Here is a 22462-nt window from a genome sequence, read left to right as displayed (position 1 = left end):
GCCGGTTTAAGAAACATTTGTCTACGATGGTCTCCTCACCATGACCGGCGCGCGAGCGCCTGCGAGGAAACCGAATGTCTCTATCAGTCACAGCTCGCGCTGGCTCGTTCATCCAGGTGCTGCGCCGTGTTTTCAGGCTTGCGGCGCCTTATTTCCAGTCGGAGGAGAAATGGCGGGCGCGAAGCATGTTCGCCGCCATCGTGGCACTCAACCTGGCCTATGTGTATGCGCTGGTGCTTTTCAATCAGTGGTATGGCCGCTTCTACGACGGCCTCCAGAACAAGGATGTGACGGTGTTCTGGCGCGAGATCCGCGTGTTTCTCGTGCTGGCCTTCTTCAACATCGCGCTGCAGGTGCTCAAGTTCTACGTGACGCAGCTGCTGCAGCTGCGCTGGCGCGCATGGATCACGCGCAACTATCTCGGTCGCTGGATGGCGAACCGCACCTTCTACGAGATGGAACTGGCACGCTACGCCGGCAAGGAAGGCACGACGCCCGACAACCCCGACCAGCGCATCCAGGAGGACATGCAGCTGTTCACCAGCGCCACGATGACCCTGTCGATGGGCCTGCTGAACGCCGTGGTCACGCTGGTGAGCTTCGTCGGCATTCTCTGGGGCCTCTCGGGAACCACCGAGTTCTCGCTCAGCGGCACCACCTACCAGGTCGCGGGCGCGATGGTCTGGCTTGCGCTGGCCTACTGCGCGGTCGGCACCATCATCACCCACTACATCGGTCGGCCGCTGATTGGGCTGAACTTCCGCCAGCAGCGCTTCGAGGCCGACTTCCGCCACCACCTCGTGCGCGTGCGCGAGTACAGCGAAGCCATTGCTCTCGACCGCGGCGAAAAGGTGGAGCACGGCCAGCTCGACCTGCGCTTCGGCGCCGTGCTTCGCAACTACCTGCAGCTCATCAAGCAGCAGAAGAATCTCGTGACCTTCACCGCCTTCTTCGGCCAGGCTGCGGTGATCTTTCCCTTCGTGGTCGCGGCGCCGCGCTTCTTCAGCGGCGCGATCCAGCTCGGCCAGCTGATGCAGATTTCGTCCGCCTTCGGCAAGGTGCAGGATTCGCTGAGCTGGTTCGTCGACAACTACGACAGCGTGGCCGTATGGCGCGCAACCACCGACCGTCTCACGAGCTTCGACGATGCGATCCGGGCACGCGCCGCGCAGGAACACCCCCTGGAGCGCAGCGAAGCGCCCGAACTTCAAACCGACGGACTCTCGCTCAGCCTGCCGAACGGCACGCCGCTGCTCGTGAACGCGGCGCTCTCGGCGAAGGCCGGCGACAGCGTCCTCGTGCAAGGGCCGTCCGGCAGCGGCAAGTCGACCCTGTTCCGCGCTTTCGCCGGCATCTGGCCGTTCGCGCGGGGACGCGTGCAGGTGCCGTCCGATGCGATGTTCGTGCCCCAGCGCCCCTACATGCCCGACGGGCCCCTGCGCGTTGCGCTGGCCTATCCGGACGATGCAGCCAGGTACAGCGACGCGCAACTGCGCGAGGCGCTGCGCGATGCGCTGCTGCCCCAATTCGCAGATCGACTGGACGACAGCGACGCCTGGAGCCAGAAGCTCTCCGGCGGCGAACAGCAGCGGCTGGCCATCGCACGCGTGCTGCTGAAGAAGCCACGCTGGGTCTTCGCCGACGAGATCAGCAGCGCGCTCGACGCGCCGGCGGAGCGCACGCTCTACCAACGGCTGTCCGAGATGGTGCGCGCGAGCGGTGGCGCGATGGTGTCCGTGGCCCATCGTGCTGCCGTGGGCGAGTTCCACAGCCAGCGGTGGACGCTGGTACCCGAGGCAGACGGAGCGGCCGCCCGCTATCGCGTGGAGGTCGTGCCCTCGTCGGCCGGCACGGCGGCGGCCACGTAGCGCTCCCAGCCCTTCCTGCGCAGCTCGCAGGCGGGGCATTCGCCGCAGCCGTAGCCCCAGTCCTGGCGGTGCACGCGATCGCCCAGGTAGCAGGTGTGCGTCTCGTCGACGATCAGGTCGACCAGCGGCCTGCCGCCCAGGCGGTGCGCCAGTTGCCATGTCTCGGCCTTGTCGATCCACATGAGCGGCGTCTCGATGACCAGGCGGCGCTCCAGCCCGAGCGAGAGCGCGAGCTGCATCGCCTTCATGGTGTCGTCGCGGCAGTCGGGGTAGCCCGAGAAGTCGGTCTCGCAGACACCGGTGACGATCACCTGCAGCCCGCGCCGGTAGGCCAGCGCGCCGGCGAGCGTGAGAAAAAGCAGGTTGCGCCCGGGCACGAAGGTGTTGGGCAGGCCATCGGCCTGCATGGCGAAGGCGACTTCTTCCGTGAGCGAGGAGCCGCCCAGCTGCGCCAGGGCCGCGAGCGTGAGCACATGGTCTTCGCCCAGGCGCGGCGCCCAGTCGGGAAAGCGCTCGCGCATCTTCGCGAGGATGGTGCCGCGCACGTCGAGCTCGACGCGGTGGCGCTGCCCGTAGTCGAAGCCCAGGGTTTCGACGCGCTCGTACTTCGAGAGCGCATCGGCGAGGCAGGTGGTCGAATCCTGGCCGCCGGAGAACAGGACGAGGGCGGTGGTGTGCAGGGGCATATCCGTCGGCGGCGGTGCGTGCCGCCGCAATCCAAAGACGCGATTTTCCGTCAGCTTCGCGCAACTGCCGGAATTCACCGCATCGGCCAGACGATGCGCATGAAACGCCGAAGACAGCCTCGGCATTTATTTCCGAGCGATCGGCGAACTTTCATTCGGCTTTCAACTCGTCACGGCCGGGTCATCTGACGTCTTTAGATTTCATCGCCAGAAATGGCGCACGCCCGGTGCGCCGGTCCAACAACCAACCGAGGGAATCATGACCCAACGCCTCATCGCCCCAGCACTGCTGGGCGTCTCTCTCCTGCTGTCCGCCTGCGGCGGCAGCAGCAACAACAACGGCATCGTGCTGCCGTTCATCCCACCGTCGAGCACCACGCCGCCTCCGCCCGCGGCGCAGGCGCCGAAGAACGTCCTGTTCTTCCTGGGCGACGGCATGGGCATCACCACCATGACCGCCGCGCGCATCTACAAGGTCGGCGAAGACGGCGACCTCACGATGGACACGCTGCCCGAAACGGCCTTCGTCCACACCTATTCGAACGACGCCCAGGTCACCGACAGCGCTCCTTCGATGTCGGCCTACATGACCGGCGTGAAGATGAACAACGAAGTCATCTCGATGAGCGCCGAGACCAAGGCCACCGACGCCTCGGGCAAGGCCTACCACGTCAACTTCGACAGCACCTGCCCCTCGGGCAACGGCCAGGCCGTCGAAACGCTGCTCGAGCAGAGCAAGGCCAAGGGCTACGCCACCGGCGTGGTCACGACCACCCGCATCACGCACGCCACGCCCGCCGCCACGTACTCGCACGTGTGCCACCGCGACGCCGAGAACACCATTGCCGCCGCGCTGGTGCCGGGCGGCGCCGGCTACAACGGCAAGCTGGGCGACGGCGTCGACGTGTTCTTCGGCGGCGGCACCGACTACTTCACCGCCAAGGAAGACGGCGGCAAGCGCAACGACAAGCGCAACCTCATCGCCGAACTGAAGGCCGCGAAGTACAGCTTCGCCGCGAACAAGAGCGAGTTCGACAAGCTGCCGGCCGACGGCGCCATCAAGATCGCCGGCCTCTTCACCAAGAGCCACATGGCGTACGACCTCGACCGCGACGCCACCAAGGAACCGAGCCTGGCCGAGATGACCGGCAAGGCCATCGACGCGCTGGCCGCGCGCAAGAAGGGCTTCTTCCTGATGGTGGAAGGCGGACGCATCGACCATGCGCTGCACGCCACCAACGCACGCCGCGCCCTGCAGGACACGGGTGCCTTCGACGACGCCATCAAGCTCGCGCTCGACAGGATGCAGGCCATCGACCCGGGCCTGAAGAACACATTGGTGGTGGTCACGGCCGACCACGACCACACGCTGCAGCTCAACGGCTACGCCGCGCGCACCGGCAAGACCGAGGCGGGCAAGCCTGGCGTGCTGGGCCTCGTGAAGGACTACGTCGACACCAGCAAGACCAGCAAGGACGTCGACGGCAACCCCTACACCATCATCGGCTTCGGCAACGGCCCGCGCCGCCTCGCCACGCGCGGCCCGATCTCCGACGCCGAGCTGGAAAGCAAGGACTACAGGCAGGAAGCCGTGGTGCCGATGGATGCGGCCAGCGATTCCGAAACCCATGGCGGCGCCGACGTGTTCCTCGGCGCGCAGGGCCTGGGCGCCGACAACTTCGCCGGCGTGATCACCAACACCGACGTGTTCGGCCTCATCAAGAAGGCGGTCGGCCTGTGAAGGGCAGCGAGCGCTCATCGACGAACACAACCATGAACACGACGACCATGAACCGCATCACCCGCAACACCCGCCTGGCCGCCGCCCTCGTCTGCGCCGCCGCCGGCACCCTGGCCGGCACCGCGCACGCCGCCGGCGAAGCCAGGAACGTCATCTTCTTCCTCGGCGACGGCATGGGCCCCGTCACCGTGACCGCCGCGCGCATCTACAAGGGCGAGAAGCAACTGGCCGCACAGCCCGGCTCGCTGGTGAGTCCCGAGCGCGCCAACCTCGTCATGCAGTCGCTGCCCTACGCCGCGCGCGTGAAGACCTTCTCGCTCGACGGCCAGACCACCGACAGCGCGCCCTCGATGGCCGCCTACATGACCGGCGTGAAGATGCGCAACGAAGTCATCTCGATGTCCAGCGACACCACCGCCGTCGACGGCACCGGCAAGCAGTACATCAGCGGCGAGGACACCACCTGCCCGCCCACCAACGGCAAGGCCGTGGACACGCTGCTCGAACTCGCCAAGGCCAAGGGCCGCTCGGTGGGCGCGGTGTCGACCACGCGCGTGGGCCACGCCACGCCGGCCACCACCTACTCGCACATCTGCAACCGCAACGGCTACAACACCATCGCCGAGCAGAGCGTTCCGGGCCACGCCAACTACAACCCGAAGCTGCTCGACGGCGTCGACGTGCTGATGGGTGGCGGCCAGCGCAACTACCTGCCGGTGGCGACCAACCCCGGCAGCAAGCGCACCGACGGCGTCGACCTGGTGGCCGCGATGAAGGCCAAGGGATACATCTACGTCGACACCGGCACCAAGCTCAAGGCCGTCGACACGGCCGCCACCGGTAAGCTGCTGGGCCTGTTCTCCCAGAGCGAGATGGCCTACGAGCTCGACCGCGTGAAGCAGAGCCTCGACCAGCCCAGCCTGTCGGAGATGACCGAGAAGGCGCTCGGCGTGCTCAGCAAGAACGACAAGGGCTTCTTCCTGATGGTCGAAGGCGGCCGCATCGACCACGCGCTGCACGGCACCAACGCCAAGCGCGCGCTCGAAGACACGCTGGCCTTCGACACGGCCATCCAGACCGCGCTCGACTTCATGAACAAGAAGGACCCCGGCCTGAAGAACACGCTGGTGGTGGTCACGGCCGACCATGACCACGCGATCGCCTTCAACGGCTATCCGAAGATCGGCAACCCGATCCTGGGCAAGGTCAACAGCTACGCCGATGGCAAGCTCGCGAAGGCCGCCGACGGCAACCCGTACACCACGCTGGTGTTCGGCAACGGTGGCCGGCCCAACGCGACGGGCTCCAGCCAGGTCAACCCCGAAGATGGCAACAAGCCGTGGATCGCTCCGGCACGCGCAGCCTCGCGCGACGACCAGACCGCGATGGACACCACCGACGACAACTTCCTGCAGGAAGTCGGCATCAACCTCGGCACGCCCGGTGCCGAAACCCACGGCGGCGGCGACGTGATGCTGTTCGCGGGCGGTGCGGGCTCGAAGATCTTCAAGGGCACCGTGGAGAACATCAAGGTGTTCAACAAGGTCAAGGAAGCGGCGGGCCTGTGAGCGCATCCGTGGCACTGAAAACGCTGCTGGCGGCAGCGGCCCTCGCGGCACTTCCACTGGCGGCCAGCGCCGCCGGCGATGCCGAGGCGCCCGATCAGAACCTGCGCATCCAGCACCATGTGATGTCGATCGGCAAGGACGGCGTGCAGCGCGAGAGCCGCTACGCCGACCTGATGTTCCGCCGCGCCGGCACGGTGTGGATCGAGCGCGAGCTGCCGCCCGCGCTTCGCGCCGACCACGACCACGACCACGAGGCCAGCGAAGCCAAGGTGCACATCGGCCACTCGCACGCCGACAACACGGCCGCGCCGCTGTGGCTGAGCCGCGATCCGGCCGGCAAGGTGCTGGTGAACATGGTGCTGCGCCAGCAGCGCAAGCTGATCGAGGTCGACAAGGCCAACTACGGCAACGTGGGCTACGGCGGCTCGTGGGCGAATGCCTACTGGCTCGTCGACCCCGCCAGCCTGCCGCGCATGAAGTCGCTGGGCGCGGCAGGCAAGGGTGTTCAGCGCTACGAGCTGCAGCAGGGCGAGAGCACGCTGCGCATCGAGTGGGACACGGTCGGCCGCTACGCGCGCAGGATCGAGCAGCGCAACGAGCACGGCACCTCGCTCAACGTGATGACGGCCTCGTCCATCCCGGCGCCGAAGACGCTGCCGTGGAAGACCGCCGACTCCTACGAGCGCGGCGAATATTCCGACCTGCTGGATTGACCGGCTTCCCCGCTGCTCCACGCAAAGAGGCCTACGGGCCTCTTTTCTTTTGGGCTAGAGGAAGCGCTCCAGCAGCTTGCGCGAGGCCCGGTCCAGCGTCTTCACATCCGGAATGCGGAACTGCACGCCGTGCGCACTTGCGATCAGCAATGCGCCGCCTTCGAGCCGGCGGATGTCCTCCTCGGCCTTGAGCACGAAGCTGGTCTCGCCGCGGTCGGTGCTGATGGTCCAGGTGCTGGGAACGCCGAAGCTCGACACGCCGTGCAGCTTCAGCAGCGTGGGCGCGAAGTCGCGCACCGCGAGGTCTTCCTCGAGCAGCGCCTTGGCCTGCGCCGGCAGCTGCTCGACGCTGTCGATCCAGACCAGCTCGCGCCCTTCGCTGCCGACCAGCGAGATGCCGTGGCCGGGCGCGCTCAGCGGAAAGGCCCGCACGGGCAAGATGCCGACGTGGCGCTCGCCCTGTGCATCGGTCAGCACGAGGCGGCCGAAGGCATCGCGTTCGAGTTCGAAAGATGGCGTGTTGTGGTCGGTCATGCGTCCCCCGCCGGATGAGCCGCGTGGCTGATAGCCAGCGGCGCCTGCGCGCTGGCGCGCTCGTCGGCGGCACCTTCGCTCGCGTCATCGTCGCCCTGGCGCAGCTGCGCCTGGTAGAGCCGCCAGTAGGCGCCCTGCTTCGCCATCAGGGCGTCGTGCGGGCCGACTTCGACGACCTCGCCGCGGTCCATGACCACGAGGCGGTCTGCCTTGCGCAGCGTCGACAGGCGGTGCGCGATGGCGATGGTGGTGCGGCCCTGCACGAGGTTGTCGAGCGCCTTCTGGATTTCCTTCTCGGTCTCGGTGTCCACGGCCGAGGTGGCCTCGTCGAGGATCAGGATGCGCGGGTCGATCAGCAGCGCGCGCGCGATGCTGATGCGCTGGCGCTCGCCGCCCGACAGGCCCTGCCCGCGCTCGCCCACCAGCGAGTCGTAGCCGTGCGGCAGGCGCAGGATGAAGTCGTGCGCATGCGCGGCGCGCGCGGCGGCCACGATTTCCTCGCGCGTGGCGTCGGGCTTGCCGTAGGCGATGTTCTGCGCGATGGTGCCGAAGAACAGGAACGGCTCCTGCAACACCAGCCCCACGTGCCGGCGGTAGTCGGCCACGGCGAAGCGGCGGATGTCGGTGCCGTCGACCTTGATGGCGCCGTCGGTCACGTCGTAGAAGCGGCAGATCAGGTTGACCAGCGTGCTCTTGCCCGAGCCGCTGTGCCCCACGAGGCCGATCATCTCGCCGGGCTCGATGGTCAGGTCGAGGTCGTGGATGACCGCGCGCGAGCCGTAGCGGAAGCCCAGTCCGCTCATGTCGATGCGGCCCTGCACCCGCTCCACCTTCACCGGGTTGGCCGGCTCGGGCACGTTGCTCACGTGGTCGAGGATGTCGAAGATGCGCTTGGCGCCCGCCGCGGCCTTCTGCGTGACCGAGACGATGCGGCTCATGGAGTCGAGCCGGGTATAGAAGCGCCCGATGTACGCGATGAAGGCGGTGAGCACACCCACCGTGATGCTTCCGCGCGCCACCTGCCAGATGCCGAAGGCCCAGACCACGAGCAGGCCGATCTCGGTGAGCAGCGACACGGTCGGCGTGAACAGCGACCAGGTGCGGTTGAGCTTGTCGTTGACCTGCAGGTTGTAGGCGTTGGCGACGCGGAAGCGCTCGGCCTCGCGGCGCTCCTGCGCGAAGGCCTTCACCACGCGGATGCCGGGAATGGTGTCGGCCAGCACGTTGGTCACTTCGGACCAGACGCGGTCGATCTTCTCGAAGCCGGTGCGCAGGCGGTCGCGCACGACGTGGATCATCCAGGCGATGAAGGGCAGCGGCACCAGCGTGACCACCGCCAGCAGCGGGTTGATGGAGATCAGGATGACCGCGGTCATCACGATCATCAGCACGTCGTTGGCGAAATCGAGCGCGTGCAGCGACAGGAAGACGTTGATGCGGTCGGTTTCGGAGCCGATGCGCGCCATCAGGTCGCCGGTGCGCTTGCCGCCGAAGTAGTCCAGCGGCAGGGTCAGCAGGTGCTCGTAGGTGGTGGTGCGCAGGTCGGCGCCGATGCGCTCGGACACCAGCGCCAGCAGGTAGGTGCGCGCCCAGCCCAGCCCCCAGCCGACCAGCGCCGCGATCAGCAGGCCGCCCAGGTACAGGCCCACGCGCATGGAATCGATCTTCTGCCCGTTCTGGAACGGAATCAGGATGTCGTCCATCAGCGGAATGGTCAGGTAGGGCGGCACCAGCGTCGCGGCGGTGGAGAACAGGGTCAGGAAGAACCCTGCGATCAGCTGCTTGCGGTAGGGCTTGGCGAAGCGGCCGAGGCGCAGCAGCACCCAGGTGGAGGGCGGGGTCTGGAGTTCGGCGTCGGTGGAATCCTCGCCCTCGGCAGTCTCCACGGCCTCGGGTGTCTCCTTGGCGACACCGCCCGCCATGCGCTGGCCGAACAGCTTCATCAGCCGCAGCGCCGCGACCTGTCCGGCCAGGGTGTAGCGCCACCGTGCGAGCCGTCCGGCGGGACCCGCCAGGTCGAGGGTGCCGACGCCTGCGTGGTCGGAAACGCGCATTTCCAAGGCCGCATCGGTTAGCGGCCACTCACGCCAAGTCCCATCGGGATCGAGCGAAATCAGCTTCCGGTCAGTCAGGGCGACTAGGCCGGAAGCGAAGCGAAGTTGGTCGTCGAGGTCAACCGTCAGTGTTACCAGAACGTTTTCCGCGACTGCGAGGCGGTTTTTCAGTGCTTGCGCTGATGCCGCTTCTGTTTCGCCCTCCCGGGTGCCGACTGGATCGTGATGTTGCATTGTGTTTCTTTGACTCTTGCCCGTCGCGGGCCTCTTGGACCGCGTCATGGCGCCCCAGGTCGGGCGCCGATTCTGACCGATAGCCATGGGTGCGCTTGAAGGCGCCGTGGTGCTCGGCCAAAGCACATCGAACGTTTGCATGACCCGTTTCGACGACATCCGACTGCTGCGCATCAATTATTTGCGCGGCCCCAATCTCTGGACCTACCGTCCCGTACTCGAAGTCTGGCTCGACCTGGGCCAGCTCGAAGATTTCCCCTCCAACAAGATCGACGGTTTCACCGACCGCCTGACCACCCTGCTGCCGGCGCTCATCGAGCACCACTGCGGCGTCGGCGAGCGCGGCGGCTTCATCCAGCGCCTGACCGAAGGCACCTGGTCGGGCCATGTGCTGGAGCACGTCGTCATCGAGCTGCTGAACCTGGCCGGCATGCCGACCGGCTTCGGCCAGACCCGCAGCACCTCGGAGCATGGCGTCTACCGCATGGTGTTCCGCGCCCGTGACGAGCAGGTCGCCCGCGTGGCGCTGGCCGAGGGCCACCGCCTGCTGATGGCGGCCATCAACAACGACCCGTTCACCGCCGCCGACGTGCAGAAGGCCGTCGACGCGGTCAAGGCCAAGGTGGAAGACTGCTACCTCGGCCCCAGCACCGCCGCCATCGTGGCTGCCGCCACCGACCGCGGCATTCCGCACATGCGGCTGAACAGCGGCAACCTGGTGCAGCTGGGCTACGGCGCCAACCAGCAGCGCATCTGGACCGCCGAAACCGACTACACCAGCGCCATCGGCGAATCCATCGCCAGCGACAAGGAACTGACCAAGTCGCTGCTCGCGAGCTGCGGCGTGCCCGTGCCCGAAGGCCAGGTGGTCGCCGACGCCGAGGAAGCCTGGGAAGCCGCCGAGGACATCGGCCTGCCCGTGGTCGTGAAGCCATCGGATGCCAACCATGGCCGCGGCGTGTCGCTCGAGCTGACGACCCGCGAGGAAGTCATGGCCGCTTTCGCGGTCGCCGAGCCCGAGGGCAGCGACGTGATGGTCGAGCGCTTCATCCGCGGCCACGAGCACCGCCTGCTGGTGGTGGGCGGCGAGGTGGTGGCGGCCGCGCGCGGCGAGATCATCACCGTGACCGGCGACGGCCAGGCCAGCGTGCGCGAGCTCATCGAAAAGCAGCTCAACAGCGACCCGCGCCGCGGCGCCGAGGAAGAGTTTCCACTCGACGTGATCCTGATCGACACCGATGCCAAGCTGCAGCTCGAGCTCAAGCGCCAGGACCTGAGCGCAGACGCCGTGCCCGCCGCCGGCCGCGTGGTCACGATCCAGCGCAACGGCAACATGGCCAACGATTGCACCGACCTGGTGCATCCCGAGGTTGCCCACGCCGCCGTGCTGGCCGCCCGCGTGGTGGGCCTGGACATCGCCGGCATCGACCTCGTGGCGCAGGACATTTCCAGGCCGCTCGGCCCGCAGGGCGGCGCGATCGTCGAAGTCAACGCCGGCCCCGGCCTGCTGATGCACCTGAAGCCGGCCGTCGGCTCGCCGCGCCCGGTGGGCCGCGCGATCTGCGACCACCTGTTCCCCAACGACGCGCCCGGGCGCATTCCCGTGGTCGGCGTGGCCGGCTCGCGCGACACCGCCGTGCTGGCGCGCCTGGTGGCCTGGCTCATCAACCTGGGCGGGCGCCACACCGGCCTGGCCTGTCGCGACGGGCTGTTCCTCGAGCGCCGCCGCGTCGACGCACGCGACAGCGCCAACTGGGAAGCGGGCCACCGCCTGCTGGTGAACCGCGCCGTGCAGGCCGTGGTGATCGAGAACGGCGCCGAGACCATCCTGCGCGACGGTCTCCCGTACGACCGCTGCGAAGTCGGCATCGTCACCGACCTCGACGGCTGCGAAACGCTGGCAGACTACGACATCACCGAGAGCGACCAGATGGTCAAGGTGCTGCGCACGCAGGTCGACGTGGTGCTGCCCGAAGGCACGGCCGTGCTGAACGCTGCCGACCCGCGCGTGGCCGGCCTCGCGCCGCTGTGCGACGGCGCCGTCATCCTCTATTCGGCCGACGCGCAGGCTCCCGCGCTCACGGCGCACCAGACCGCCGGCGGCAAGGCCGTGCTCGTGCGGCAGGACCGCGTGGTGCTGGCCAACGGCAGCAGCGAATCGTTCCTGCCGGGCCTCGGCCGCCTGACCGTGTGGCGCGCCACGCATGCCGGCGTGAGCCTCGAGAGCCTGCTGGCCGCCGTGGCCGCGGCCTGGGCCATGGGCATTCCGCTGAACCTGATCGGCGCCGGGGTCGAAGCCTTCGAGGCCGACCTGCAGGCCGCGCTGGCCTCGCTGCAGCTCTCGCAGACCCAGCCTCTCCAACCCCAATTTGCCTGAGGCCCCCGGTCCCGGCAGACAGTACCGTAGCTCTCGCAGCCCCATGAAAGTCACCCGCACCCGAGCCCTTCGCGGGCCCAATCTCTGGAGCCGCCATACCGCCATCGAGGCGGTCGTGGCATGCCAGGGCGACGAGAACGCCATCAGCAAGCTGAGCGGCTTCGAAGACCGCCTGCGCGCCCGCTTCCCGACCATCGGCGAGCTGCACCCGATGGTGCTGGGCCAGCCGCTGGCGCTGGCCCACGTGCTGGAGAACGCCGCGGTCGCGCTGCAGGCGCAGGCCGGCTGCGCGGTCAACTTCGGCCACACCTCCCCCACCGTGGAAGAAGGCGTCTACCAGGTGGTGTTCCAGTACAGCGAGGAGGCCGTGGGCCGCCGCGCCGCCGAGCTGGCCGAGGAGCTGATCGTCGCCGCCCAGAACGACACGCCCTTCGACGCCGAAGCCGCCATCGCCGAACTGCGCGACCTCGACGAGTCGGAGCGCCTGGGCCCGAGCACCGGCTCCATCGTCGATGCGGCCGTGGCGCGCGGCATTCCGTACCGCCGCCTCACGCGCGGCAGCCTGGTGCAGTTCGGCTGGGGTTCCAAGCAGCGCCGCATCCAGGCCGCCGAAGTCGACAGCACCAGCGGCGTGGCCGAGTCGATCGCGCAGGACAAGGAGCTGACGAAGCAGCTGCTCAACGCCGCCGGCGTGCCGGTGCCGCTGGGCCGCCCCGTGAGCAGCGCGGAAGACGGCTGGGCCGCCGCCAACGAGATCGGACTGCCGGTCGTGGTGAAGCCGCAGGACGGCAACCAGGGCAAGGGCGTCACGGTCAACATCAACTCGCGCGAGGAACTGTTCGCGGCCTACGAATCGGCCGCCGTCTACGGCGAGGTGATGGTCGAGAAGTTCCTGCCCGGCTTCGACTTCCGCCTGCTCGTGGTGGGCGACCGCCTCGTGGCCGCCGCGCGCCGCGATCCGCCGCAGGTCATCGGCGACGGCAGCTCCACCGTGCGCCAGCTGGTCGACACCGTGAACCTCGACCCGCGCCGCGGCGAGGGCCACGCCACCTCGCTCACCAAGATCCGCCTGGACGACATCGCCATCGGCCGGCTCGAATCGCAGGGCCTCACGCCCGACAGCGTGCCCGCGCGCGGCCAGCGCGTGGTGCTGCGCAACAACGCGAACCTTTCCACCGGCGGCACCGCCACCGACGTGACCGACACCGTGCACCCCGAAGTCGCGGCGCGAGCCATCGACGCGGCGCAGATGGTCGGCCTGCACATCTGCGGCGTCGACATGGTCTGCGAGAACGTGCTGCGCCCGCTCGAGGAGCAGCACGGCGGCGTGGTGGAGGTAAATGCCGCGCCCGGACTGCGCATGCACATCTCGCCGTCGTTCGGCCGCGGCCGCGCGGTCGGCGAGGCGGTCATGGACACCCTCTTCGCCCACGGCGACGACGGCCGCGTTCCCGTGGTGGCCGTCACGGGCACCAACGGCAAGACCACCACCGCGCGCCTGATCAACCACCTGCTCGCATCGAGCGGCCTGCGCACCGGCATGACCAACACCGACGGCGTGTACGTCGACGGCCGCCAGACCGACAGCGGCGACTGCAGCGGCCCCAAGAGCGCGCGCAACGTGCTGATGCACCCCGACGTCGACGCGGCAGTGTTCGAAGTGGCGCGCGGCGGCATCCTGCGCGAGGGCCTCGGCTTCGACCGCTGCCAGGTGGCGGTGGTCACCAACATCGGCAGCGGCGACCATCTGGGCCTGAACTACATCACCACCGTGGAAGACCTGGCGGTGCTCAAGCGCGTGATCGTGCGCAACGTGGCGCCCGACGGCTACGCGGTGCTCAACGCGGCCGACGTCAACGTCGCCGCCATGGCGGCAGGCTGCCCCGGCAACGTGATCTTCTTCACCGCCGACCGCATGCATCCTGTGATGGCCACGCACCGCGCGCAGGGCAAGCGCACGGTGTACGTCGACCAGGACACGCTGGTGGCCGCCGAAGGCTCGTGGCGCGAACGCATTCCGCTGCGCGACGTACCCATCACGCGCGGCGGCAGCATCGGCTTCCAGGTCGACAACGTGATGGCCGCCGTGGCCGCGGCCTGGGGCGTGGGCCTCGACTGGGACACCATCCGCAGCGGCCTCGCGAGCTTCATGAACGACGCGGCCGGCGTGCCCGGGCGCTTCAACGTCATGGACTACCGCGGCGCGACCGTGATCGCCGACTACGGCCACAACACCGACGCCATGCGCGCGCTGGTGTCGGCCGTGGACACGATGCCGGCGAAGAAGCGCTCGGTGGTCATCAGCGGCGCGGGCGACCGGCGCGACTCCGACATCCGCGACCAGACGGCCATCCTCGGCCAGGCCTTCGACGACGTGATCCTCTACCAGGACGCGGCGCAGCGCGGCCGTGCCGACGGCGAAGTCATGGCGCTGCTGCGCCAGGGCCTGCAGGGCGCGGCCCGCACGCGCTACATCGACGAGATCCGCGGCGAGTTCGTGGCCATCGACGCCGCGCTGGCGCGCCTGCAGCCGGGCGATCTCTCGCTGATCCTGGTCGACCAGGTCGAGGAAGCGCTCGCTCACCTGGCCCAACGGATCGCAGCAGGCTGAAGCCGCGCTTGCCGGACATGTCCCACACGCTGGGGCGCGTCCGGCCCGGTTGGCGGCGTGCGGCTGTCCCACAGACCGCCGGCCGCCTCCCACAGCACACTGGGGCTCCAGTCACGCACCTCCTGGAGGGCGTGCCTTCACAGAGGAGTCCGCATGAGAAAAACCCTTCGTTCCGTTCTTTCCGCCACGGCCGCCTTCGCCGCCGGTGGCTTCATCGTCTTCGGCGCGCAGACGGCCAGCGCGCAGGCGCCGGGCAGCGACGCCCGCCTGCAGAAGGAGCGCGCCACCTGTGACGGCGTCCAGCAGGACCGTGCCGCCTGCCTGCGCGAAGCCGGAGCCGCGCGCCAGGAAGCGGCCCGCGGCGGCCTGACCAGCCCCAGCCCCGCGCGGGAGCAGGTCAATTCGCTGGCCCGCTGCAGCGAACTGCCCGCAGCCGAGCAACCGGCCTGCGAGGCGCGCATCAAGGGCGGTCCGCGCACCACCACCGAAGGCAGCGTGATGGGCGGCGGCGTGATCCGCGAGACCGTGACGCCCCTGCCGCCGCAGACAGTGCCGGCGCGCTGAATCGAATGAACCCGCCCAGATACGGGCGGTCCAATCTCTCCTGGTTATCCAGCTCACCTCAAGGAGTCATCCATGAAAAGCAACCCGCGTTCGATGCTCTTCGCCATGTTCGCCGCCGGGGCACTCACGGTTTCCGCAGCCGCTTCGGCCGCACCGCCGCAGCGCGGTGAATCGTCCAGCACCTACCAGCAGGAACTGGCCGTCTGCGGCCACAACCAGCAAGATCGTGCCGCCTGCATCCGCGAAGCCGGCGCCGCGCGCCAAGCCGCGGCACGCGGCGGCCTGACCAGCGCCCCCGACTACCGCGCCAATGCGCTCGCCCGCTGCGGCCTGCAGCAGCCTGCCGACCGCCCGGCCTGTGAAGCCCGCGTGCTCGGCAGCAGCGGCAACACCACGGCCAACGTCGACGGCAGCGTGATGGGCGGCGGCGTGATCCGCGAGTCGGTCACCACCACCATGGTTCCGGTGCCCCCGCCGGCCATGGCACCCCAGCCGATGCCGATGCCGCAGCCCATGCCGCAACCGATGCCGATGCCCCGGCCCATGCCGGCGCCCATCCGTTGATCTAGCAGTCTTTCCACACAGGGGCATCGCCATTTCCCCCGGGAAGGCGATGCCCCTAATGTCATATTTCTGTCACAAAACGCCGCGGCGTGCTAGCTATAGTTCCCGGTCCCTGCCTACCGAGGAACTCTTTTTCATGAATGCCATCAAGGTCGCTCGCCGATTCATCGAAACGGACCCGGCCAACGATTCGGCCAAGATCCTGGCCCAGCTTGTGCTGGCTCTGGAGTCCGAACGAAGCTTCGAACTCATCACCCTCTACGAACTCGACTACAAGAGCTTCCAGCTCGCCATGGACATCCTGAAGGAGTGGCGCCTCGACCGCTACTACGCCAGCAAGTCCAAGCTGTTCGATCTGTCGCTGCAGGTCAGCGAACTCGAAAAGAGCAGCGAACCCAGGAAGAACGCACCCGAAGCCAAGGCCTGAGCGGCCCCGGCTTCCTTCCCACCCCTCTTCTCTTTTCTCTTTACTTCCCCCAACGCAGCACCATCGGATCGAGTCGCCTTGCGGTCTCGATCAGGCCGGCACGCGTATCGGGGTGCATGGCCGGCAGGGGGTGGCGGGGCGCCTCGCAGGCGATCACACCGCCCTCCTTCATCAATGACTTGCAGGCCAGCAGCCCTGCCTGGCGGTTCTCGTAGTTGATGAGCGGCAGCCACTGCTGGTACAGCGCGAAGGCCTTGTCGCGGTCGCCCGAGCGGTGCGCCTCGATGATCGGGCGGATGCCGTCCGGATAACCGCCCCCCGTCATCGATCCGGTCGCACCGGCATCGAGGTCAGGCATCAGCGTGATGGCCTCCTCGCCATCCCACGGTCCCTCGATGGCGTCGCCGCCCAGACGGATCAGCTCCCGCAGCTTCGATGCGGCGCCGGGCGTCTCGATCTTGAAGTACGCCACCTGCTCGATCTCCTTCGCCATGCGCGCGAGGAACGGCGCCGACAGCACCGTGCCGCTGGCCGGCGCGTCCTGGATCATGATCGGGATGCCCACCGCGTCCGACAGCCGCGCGTAGAACTCGTAGATCTGCGGCTCGGGCACGCGGAAGGTCGCGCCGTGGTAAGGCGGCATCACCATCAGCATCGCGGCGCCCATGTCCTGCGCATGGCGGCTGCGCTCGGCGCAGACCTTGGTGCTGTAGTGCGTGGTGGTCACGATCACCGGCGCGCGGCCCTTCACATGTTCGAGGATGGTTCGGGTCAGCACCTCGCGCTCCTCGTCGGACAGCACGAACTGCTCCGAGAAGTTCGCGAGGATGCAGAGCCCGTCCGAGCCCGCGTCGATCATGAAGTCGACGCAGCGCTTCTGGCTTTCGAGATCGAGCGCGCCCTGTTCGGTGAAGGTGGTGGGCACCACCGGGAAGATGCCGCGGTATCTGGGGGTCATGGTGATAAATCAGTGTGAGTGGCGGGGAACGGCGGCGCCTCTGCAGCCGACGAGAAAATCGAAGTCGCAGCCCTCGTCGGCCTGCAGCACATGGTTGACGTAAAGCTTCTGGTAGCCGCCGCCGCGCGTGCTCATCGGCTGCGCGTCCGAAGCCGACAGCGAAGCCAGCCGCGCGGCCAGCTCCTCGTCGCTGATGTCGAGGTGCAGGCGGCCGGCGTCGCAGTCGAGCTCGATCCAGTCGCCGTCGCGCACCGCGGCCAGCGGCCCGCCGTCGGCCGCCTCGGGCGCGACGTGCAGCACCACGGTGCCGTAGGCCGTGCCGCTCATGCGCGCGTCCGAGATGCGCACCATGTCCTTCACTCCCTGGCGCAGCAGCTTCGGCGGCAGCCCCATGTTCCCGACCTCGGCCATGCCCGGATAGCCCTTGGGACCGCAGTTCTTCAGAACCATCACGCAGCTCGCGTCGATGTCCAGGTCTTCGTCGACGATGCGCTCCTTGTAGTGCTCCAGGTTCTCGAACACCACCGCCCTGCCCCGATGCTTCAGCAGCTCCGGCGACGCGGCCGAGGGCTTGAGCACCGCGCCGCGCGGCGAGAGATTGCCGCGCAGGATGCGGATGCCGCCATCGGCGATCAGCGGCTTGTCGATCGGGCGGATCACCTCGTCGTCGAGGCTGGGCGCATCGCGCACGTTGTCCCAGATCGACTGGCCGTTCACCGTCAGCGCATCGGGATGCGGCAGCAGCCCGTTCTCGCCAAGCCGGCGCAGCACCGCCGGCAGGCCGCCCGCGTAATAGAACTCCTCCATCAGGAAGCGCCCCGAAGGCATCAGGTCGACGATGGTCGGCGTGTGGCTGCCGATGCGCGTCCAGTCCTCCAGCTCCAGATCGACGCCGATGCGCCCGGCGATCGCCTTCAGGTGGATCACCGCGTTGGTCGAGCCGCCGATGGCCGCGTTCACGCGGATCGCGTTCTCGAAGGCCTCGCGCGTGAGGATCTTCGACAGCGTGAGCCCCTCCTTCGCCATCTCCACCGCGCGCATGCCCGACATCTGGGCGAGCACGTAGCGCCGCGCGTCGACCGCCGGAATCGCCGCGTTGTGCGGCAGCGAGGTGCCCAGCGCCTCGGCCATGCAGGCCATGGTCGAGGCCGTGCCCATGGTGTTGCAGGTGCCGGCCGAGCGCGACATGCCGCCTTCGGCCGAGAGGAACTGGTGCAGGTTGATCTCGCCCGCCTTCAGCGATTCGTGCAGCTGCCACACGGCCGTGCCGGAGCCGATGTTCTTTCCCTCGAGCTTGCCGTTGAGCATCGGCCCGCCCGTGACCACGATGGCGGGAATGTCGCAACTCGCGGCGCCCATCAGCAGCGCGGGCGTGGTCTTGTCGCAGCCCGTGAGCAGCACCACCGCATCGACCGGGTTGCCGCGGATGGCTTCTTCCACGTCCATGCTGGCGAGGTTGCGCGTGAGCATCGCGGTCGGCCGCAGGTTCGATTCGCCGTTGGAGAACACCGGGAACTCCACCGGAAAGCCGCCCGCCTCCGAGATGCCGCGCTTCACGTGCTCGGCGATCTTGCGGAAGTGCGCGTTGCACGGCGTGAGCTCCGACCAGGTGTTGCAGATGCCGATGATCGGCCGGCCGTCGAATTCGTGGTCCGGAATGCCCTGGTTCTTCATCCAGCTTCGATACATGAAGCCGTTCTTGTCGGCCGAGCCGAACCATTCGGTCGAGCGCAGTTTCTTCGGAGGGGTGTCCGGCATGCGAGTTGTCCTGAGGGGAGAGAAAGGAAAAAAGAAGGTCAGCGCCGTGGCGTGCGCGACGTGAAGAAGCGCTGCAGCAGGCAGAACACGAACAGCAGCGCTCCGACGACAATGCGCGTCCACCACGAGCTCAGCGTGCCGTCGAAGGAAATGAGCGTCTGGATGATGCCCAGCATCAGCACGCCGAAGAGCGTGCCCGCCACGTAGCCCACGCCGCCGGTGAGCAGCGTGCCGCCGATCACCACCGCCGCGATGGCGTCGAGCTCCAGCCCGACCGCATGCAGGCCGTAGCCCGAGAGCATGTAGAAGGTGAAGATCACGCCCGCCAGCGCCGAGCAGAAGCCCGAGAGCGTGTACACGCCGATGAGCGTGCGGCGCACCGGCAGGCCCATGAGCACCGCCGACTGCTCGCTGCCGCCGATGGCGTACACCGCGCGCCCGAACGGAGTGCAGTGCGCGAGAAAGATCGCCGCCAGCAGCACCGCGATGGCGATCACCGCGCTGATCGACACCGAGGCCTCGCCCCACACCGGAATGCGGATCTGCGAGACCTCGGAGTAGAACTCGTTGGTGATGCTGATCGAATCGATGCTGATGAGGTAGCAAAGCCCGCGCGCCAGGAACATGCCCGCGAGCGTGACGATGAAGGGCTGCAGCCTGAAGCGCTCGATGAGCACCCCCATGAAGGCGCCGAACGCCGTGCCCATCGCGAGCACCAGCGGAATCACGATGCCGGGGCTCCAGCCGTGCTTCTCCACCAGCGAGGCCGACACCATGGTGGTGAGCGCGATCACCGAGCCCACCGACAGGTCGATGCCGCCCGAGAGGATCACGAAGGTCATGCCCACCGCCACGACGATGAGGAAGGCGTTGTCGATCAGCAGGTTGAGGAAAACCTGGGCCGAGAAGAAGCCGTCGTAGAAGACCGAACCCAGCGTCGCCACCAGCACGAACAGCGAGACGGTCGCCGCCAATGGCAGGTACTTGGGATTGAGCCCCCTCTTGCCCCCTCTCCCGCGCGCGGGAGAGGGTTGGGGTGAGGGTGCAGCCTCGATCACCGCGCTCATGCCCGTCCTCCTTCGTGCACCGGCCGCTGCACCAGCGTGCGCACCTGCGACCTGAACTCCGGCGACTGCAGCAGCATCACCACGAACACCACACCCGCCTTCACCACGAGGTTGATCTCGGGCGGCACGCCCAGCGAGTAGATCGCGTAGGTAAGCGTCTGGATGATGAGCGCGCCGATCACGCTGCCCACGAGGCTGAAGCGCCCACCCGTGAGCGCGGTGCCGCCCAGCGTCACCGCGAGGATCGCGTCGAGTTCGATGAGCTGGCCCGCGTTGTTGCCGTCCGCGCTCTTCACGTTGGAACTGATGAGAAGCCCCGCCACGCCCGCGCAGGCGCCGCAGAACGCGTACGCGCCAACGATCAGCCGCCGCGCCTGCACGCCCGCCACGCGTGCCGCCGTCGGGTTGATGCCCACCGCCTGGATGAAGAGCCCCAGCGCCGTGCGCGTGATCGCCAGGTACAGCAGCGCGAACACCGCTGCCACGATGAACAGCGAGAACGGCAGCCCCAGCAGGTAGCCGCTGCCGAGGAAGAAGAAGGGCTTGTAGTAGATGGTGATGATCTGCCCGTCGGCGATCAGCTGCGCGATGCCGCGCCCCGCCACCATCAGGATCAGCGTCGCGATGATCGGCTGCATGCCCACCTTGGCCACCAGCAGGCCGTTCCACAGCCCGCACGCCAGCGCGATGCCGATGGCCGCGAGGATCGCGAGCGGCATCGGAAAGCGGCTCGTGTCGCTGGACACCGAGCCGCCGATCATCCAGGCCGCGAGCGCAGCTGCGATGGCCACCACGGCGCCCACCGAGATGTCGATGCCGCGGGTGGCGATCACCAGCGTCATGCCCAGAGACACCAGCACCAGCGGCGCTGCGCGGTTGAGGATGTCGACGAGGCTGCCGTAGAGATGGCCGTCGCGCCATTCGAGGTGCAGGAAGCTGGCGTTGAAGGCGGTGTTCACTGCGAGCAGGAGCAGCAGCGTGACGATGGGCCAGGCGAGGCGATGGCGCATCGCAGCCGCCAAGCGATTGTTTTCGGCGTTGGTCATGACAGTTGCTCCACCGAGGCGGTCTTGCCCCCTCTCCCGCTTGCGGGAGAGAGTTGGGGTGAGGGTGTGGCCTGAACCGGAGCACCTTGCTTTTCGAAAGCCGATGCCCTCACCCAAGCCCTCTCCCGCAAGCGGGAGAGGGGACAACACGAAAACAGGGTCGCCATCACGTCGCCGCAATCATTTCGTACACCTCGTCCTCGGTCGAGCCGCCCGGCAGCTCTCCCACCTTCTTCCGGTCGCGCAGCACCACGATGCGATGCGCCACGCGCACCACCTCGCTCATCTCCGAGGAGATGAAGATCACCGCCATGCCCGCCTTCGCGAGCCGCAGGATCTCTTCCATGATCTCCTGCTTGGCCGCCACGTCGATGCCGCGCGTGGGCTCGTCGAGGATCAGCAGGCGCGGTTCGGTCGCGAGCCAGCGCGCGATCACGGCCTTCTGCTGGTTGCCGCCCGACAGCAGCCCGATGGGCGTCTCCACGCTCGCGGTCTTGATGCCCAGCGAGGCGACGAAGCGCTCCGCCATCGCCGTCTGCTCCGCGTGCGAGAGAAAGCGCTTCGTGCCCAGCCGCGCCTGCAAGGCCAGCGCGATGTTCTCGCGCACCGACAGCTCGGCGACGATGCCGTCCGTCTTGCGTTCTTCCGGACACAACGCCAGGCCTTCGCGGATCGCGTCGGCCGGATTCGAGAAGCTCACGCTGCGGCCATCGACCTTGAGCACGCCGCGGTCCGGCGTCTCCAGCCCGAACAGCAGCCGCGCCAGTTCCGTGCGGCCCGCGCCCAGCAGGCCCGCGATGCCGACGACCTCGCCCGCGCGCACGCGCAGGTCGGTCGCCTGCAGCTGGCCCGCCTGCCCGAGCCCCTCGATCTGCAGCAGCGCAGGCGCGGCCTCGTCGAACGAAGGCAGCGCGGCCGGCCGTGCCGACTGCGCCGCGAGCTCACGTCCGAGCATCGCCGCGATCAGCGCCTGCGGCCCGAGGTCGGCCGCCTTCCACTCGCCGATCCATGCGCCGTTGCGCAGCACCGTGATGCGGTCCGACACCGCGTACATCTGGTTGAGGAAGTGCGTCACGAAGACGATGGCGAGCCCCTCGGCGCGCAGCCGCCGCAGCACGTCGAAGAGCTTCTCGACCTCGTCGTCGTCGAGGCTGGAGGTGGGCTCGTCGAGGATCAGCACCTTCGACGACACGCCCAGTGCCCGTGCGATGGCCACCATCTGCTGCACAGCCACCGAGTGGCTCGACAGCAGCCGCGTCACGTCGATGTCGAGCCCGATGCGCGCCAGCAGCTCCTCGGCGCGCCGGTTCACCGCGGCCCAGTCGATGCGGAAGCCCTGCGCCGCGCCCTTGCGCGGATAGCGCCCGGCGAACACGTTCTCAGCCACCGAGAGGTTCGGGCACAGGTTCACTTCCTGGTAGACGGTGCTGATGCCGAGCTTCTGCGCCTCCAGCGGCGAATGCGCACGGATCGGCTTGCCCTCGAGCAGCATCTCGCCGCCGCTGGACGGCAGCACGCCCGTGAGCACCTTGATCAGCGTCGACTTGCCAGCGCCGTTCTGCCCCATGAGCGCGTGGATCTCGCCCGGATACAGGTCGAGCCGCACGTCGCGCAGCACCGGGATGCCACCGAACTGCTTGTGGATGCCCCGGAGCTGGAGAACGGGGCTGGTGGCGCTTGCGTCTGCCATGT

The 22462-nt window shown here is 68.2% G+C and carries 17 protein-coding genes; 9 read left to right on the top strand and 8 right to left on the bottom strand.

The window, feature by feature from the left end; translation table 11 throughout:
• Positions 1-74 precede the first annotated feature (74 nt).
• Positions 75-1868, top strand: a complete 1794-nt coding sequence (locus tag ABL838_RS05710) for an ABC transporter ATP-binding protein/permease (RefSeq protein WP_418124625.1) — start codon at positions 75-77, stop codon at positions 1866-1868.
• Here ABL838_RS05710 and queC read toward each other — a convergent pair.
• A complete protein-coding gene (gene queC / locus ABL838_RS05705) occupies positions 1817-2554 on the bottom strand; it encodes a 7-cyano-7-deazaguanine synthase QueC (RefSeq protein WP_126025658.1) in 738 nt (245 codons plus the stop codon). The two genes, ABL838_RS05710 and queC, sit on opposite strands and share 52 nt — an antisense overlap.
• Before the next feature lie 259 nt (positions 2555-2813).
• Here queC and ABL838_RS05700 point away from each other — a divergent pair, with 259 nt between their 5' ends.
• From ABL838_RS05700 to ABL838_RS05690, 3 genes are read left to right on the top strand one after another with little or no spacing between them, the layout of a single operon-like run.
• Entirely contained in the window at positions 2814-4295 is a 1482-nt protein-coding gene (locus ABL838_RS05700) for an alkaline phosphatase (RefSeq protein WP_418124623.1), read from the top strand.
• A 32-nt stretch (positions 4296-4327) separates the two neighbouring features.
• On the top strand, positions 4328-5863 hold the full coding sequence (locus tag ABL838_RS05695) for an alkaline phosphatase (RefSeq protein WP_418124622.1): 1536 nt from the start codon (positions 4328-4330) through the stop codon (positions 5861-5863).
• Positions 5860-6576 carry a hypothetical protein gene (locus tag ABL838_RS05690; protein ID WP_418124621.1) on the top strand — a complete coding sequence of 239 codons (717 nt, stop codon included), beginning with the start codon at positions 5860-5862 and terminating at the stop codon, positions 6574-6576. Before ABL838_RS05695 ends, ABL838_RS05690 begins: the two co-directional genes overlap by 4 nt.
• Positions 6577-6630: 54 nt before the next feature.
• Here the strand turns inward: ABL838_RS05690 and ABL838_RS05685 are convergent, their stop codons facing one another.
• Both ABL838_RS05685 and ABL838_RS05680 read right to left on the bottom strand, forming a co-directional pair.
• Positions 6631-7110: a DUF1854 domain-containing protein gene (locus ABL838_RS05685; protein ID WP_418124619.1), complete on the bottom strand. Its 480-nt coding sequence runs from the start codon at positions 7108-7110 to the stop codon at positions 6631-6633.
• Positions 7107-9398, bottom strand: a complete 2292-nt coding sequence (locus ABL838_RS05680) for an ABC transporter ATP-binding protein (RefSeq protein WP_126025656.1) — start codon at positions 9396-9398, stop codon at positions 7107-7109. The genes ABL838_RS05685 and ABL838_RS05680 overlap by 4 nt, the downstream gene beginning before the upstream one ends.
• A gap of 139 nt (positions 9399-9537) precedes the next feature.
• Here ABL838_RS05680 and cphA (ABL838_RS05675) point away from each other — a divergent pair, with 139 nt between their 5' ends.
• The 5 genes from cphA (ABL838_RS05675) to ABL838_RS05655 all read left to right on the top strand — a co-directional run bounded on the left by cphA (ABL838_RS05675) (position 9538) and on the right by ABL838_RS05655 (position 15941).
• The gene (gene cphA, locus ABL838_RS05675; protein ID WP_418124618.1) at positions 9538-11775 is read left to right on the top strand and encodes a cyanophycin synthetase; all 2238 of its coding nucleotides are present in this window, start codon (positions 9538-9540) and stop codon (positions 11773-11775) included.
• A gap of 43 nt (positions 11776-11818) precedes the next feature.
• Positions 11819-14386 (top strand): cyanophycin synthetase, encoded by a 2568-nt coding sequence (cphA, locus tag ABL838_RS05670; RefSeq protein WP_126025654.1) that lies wholly within the window; start codon positions 11819-11821, stop codon positions 14384-14386.
• A gap of 153 nt (positions 14387-14539) precedes the next feature.
• On the top strand, positions 14540-14950 hold the full coding sequence (locus ABL838_RS05665; RefSeq protein WP_369659508.1) for a hypothetical protein: 411 nt from the start codon (positions 14540-14542) through the stop codon (positions 14948-14950).
• A 72-nt stretch (positions 14951-15022) separates the two neighbouring features.
• Positions 15023-15514 carry a hypothetical protein gene (locus ABL838_RS05660; RefSeq protein ID WP_418119263.1) on the top strand — a complete coding sequence of 164 codons (492 nt, stop codon included), beginning with the start codon at positions 15023-15025 and terminating at the stop codon, positions 15512-15514.
• Between the two features lie 136 nt (positions 15515-15650).
• The gene (locus ABL838_RS05655; RefSeq protein ID WP_126025651.1) at positions 15651-15941 is read left to right on the top strand and encodes a hypothetical protein; all 291 of its coding nucleotides are present in this window, start codon (positions 15651-15653) and stop codon (positions 15939-15941) included.
• A gap of 40 nt (positions 15942-15981) precedes the next feature.
• Here the strand turns inward: ABL838_RS05655 and ABL838_RS05650 are convergent, their stop codons facing one another.
• The 5 genes from ABL838_RS05650 to ABL838_RS05630 all read right to left on the bottom strand — a co-directional run bounded on the left by ABL838_RS05650 (position 15982) and on the right by ABL838_RS05630 (position 22460).
• The gene (locus ABL838_RS05650) at positions 15982-16899 is read right to left on the bottom strand and encodes a dihydrodipicolinate synthase family protein (protein ID WP_418124617.1); all 918 of its coding nucleotides are present in this window, start codon (positions 16897-16899) and stop codon (positions 15982-15984) included.
• 9 nt (positions 16900-16908) lie between these two features.
• Positions 16909-18657, bottom strand: coding sequence for an IlvD/Edd family dehydratase (locus ABL838_RS05645; RefSeq protein ID WP_418124616.1), 1749 nt, complete (start codon positions 18655-18657; stop codon positions 16909-16911).
• A gap of 38 nt (positions 18658-18695) precedes the next feature.
• Entirely contained in the window at positions 18696-19724 is a 1029-nt protein-coding gene (gene yjfF, locus ABL838_RS05640) for a galactofuranose ABC transporter, permease protein YjfF (RefSeq protein WP_369659512.1), read from the bottom strand.
• Complete coding sequence (locus tag ABL838_RS05635; RefSeq protein WP_418124615.1) at positions 19721-20770, bottom strand: ABC transporter permease; 1050 nt, start codon at positions 20768-20770, stop codon at positions 19721-19723. The genes yjfF and ABL838_RS05635 overlap by 4 nt, the downstream gene beginning before the upstream one ends.
• A 166-nt stretch (positions 20771-20936) precedes the next feature.
• Entirely contained in the window at positions 20937-22460 is a 1524-nt protein-coding gene (locus ABL838_RS05630; RefSeq protein WP_418124614.1) for a sugar ABC transporter ATP-binding protein, read from the bottom strand.
• Positions 22461-22462 lie beyond the last annotated feature (2 nt).

The organism is Variovorax sp. 160MFSha2.1 (assembly GCF_048305075.1).
GTDB classification, from domain to species: Bacteria; Pseudomonadota; Gammaproteobacteria; order Burkholderiales; family Burkholderiaceae_C; genus Variovorax; species Variovorax guangxiensis.
Note: the sequence above shows the minus strand (reverse complement) of the source record. Positions and strands in the feature narration are given on the sequence as shown.

Coding starts and splice junctions, on each gene's coding strand:
- ABL838_RS05710 (WP_418124625.1), top strand. CDS start 75: ATGTCTCTATCAGTCACAGCTCGCGCTGGCTCGTTCATCCAGGTGCTG.
- queC (WP_126025658.1), bottom strand. CDS start 2,554: ATGCCCCTGCACACCACCGCCCTCGTCCTGTTCTCCGGCGGCCAGGAT.
- ABL838_RS05700 (WP_418124623.1), top strand. CDS start 2,814: ATGACCCAACGCCTCATCGCCCCAGCACTGCTGGGCGTCTCTCTCCTG.
- ABL838_RS05695 (WP_418124622.1), top strand. CDS start 4,328: ATGAACACGACGACCATGAACCGCATCACCCGCAACACCCGCCTGGCC.
- ABL838_RS05685 (WP_418124619.1), bottom strand. CDS start 7,110: ATGACCGACCACAACACGCCATCTTTCGAACTCGAACGCGATGCCTTC.
- ABL838_RS05680 (WP_126025656.1), bottom strand. CDS start 9,398: ATGCAACATCACGATCCAGTCGGCACCCGGGAGGGCGAAACAGAAGCG.
- cphA (WP_418124618.1), top strand. CDS start 9,538: ATGACCCGTTTCGACGACATCCGACTGCTGCGCATCAATTATTTGCGC.
- cphA (WP_126025654.1), top strand. CDS start 11,819: ATGAAAGTCACCCGCACCCGAGCCCTTCGCGGGCCCAATCTCTGGAGC.
- ABL838_RS05665 (WP_369659508.1), top strand. CDS start 14,540: ATGAGAAAAACCCTTCGTTCCGTTCTTTCCGCCACGGCCGCCTTCGCC.
- ABL838_RS05660 (WP_418119263.1), top strand. CDS start 15,023: ATGAAAAGCAACCCGCGTTCGATGCTCTTCGCCATGTTCGCCGCCGGG.
- ABL838_RS05655 (WP_126025651.1), top strand. CDS start 15,651: ATGAATGCCATCAAGGTCGCTCGCCGATTCATCGAAACGGACCCGGCC.
- ABL838_RS05650 (WP_418124617.1), bottom strand. CDS start 16,899: ATGACCCCCAGATACCGCGGCATCTTCCCGGTGGTGCCCACCACCTTC.
- ABL838_RS05645 (WP_418124616.1), bottom strand. CDS start 18,657: ATGCCGGACACCCCTCCGAAGAAACTGCGCTCGACCGAATGGTTCGGC.
- yjfF (WP_369659512.1), bottom strand. CDS start 19,724: ATGAGCGCGGTGATCGAGGCTGCACCCTCACCCCAACCCTCTCCCGCG.
- ABL838_RS05635 (WP_418124615.1), bottom strand. CDS start 20,770: ATGACCAACGCCGAAAACAATCGCTTGGCGGCTGCGATGCGCCATCGC.
- ABL838_RS05630 (WP_418124614.1), bottom strand. CDS start 22,460: ATGGCAGACGCAAGCGCCACCAGCCCCGTTCTCCAGCTCCGGGGCATC.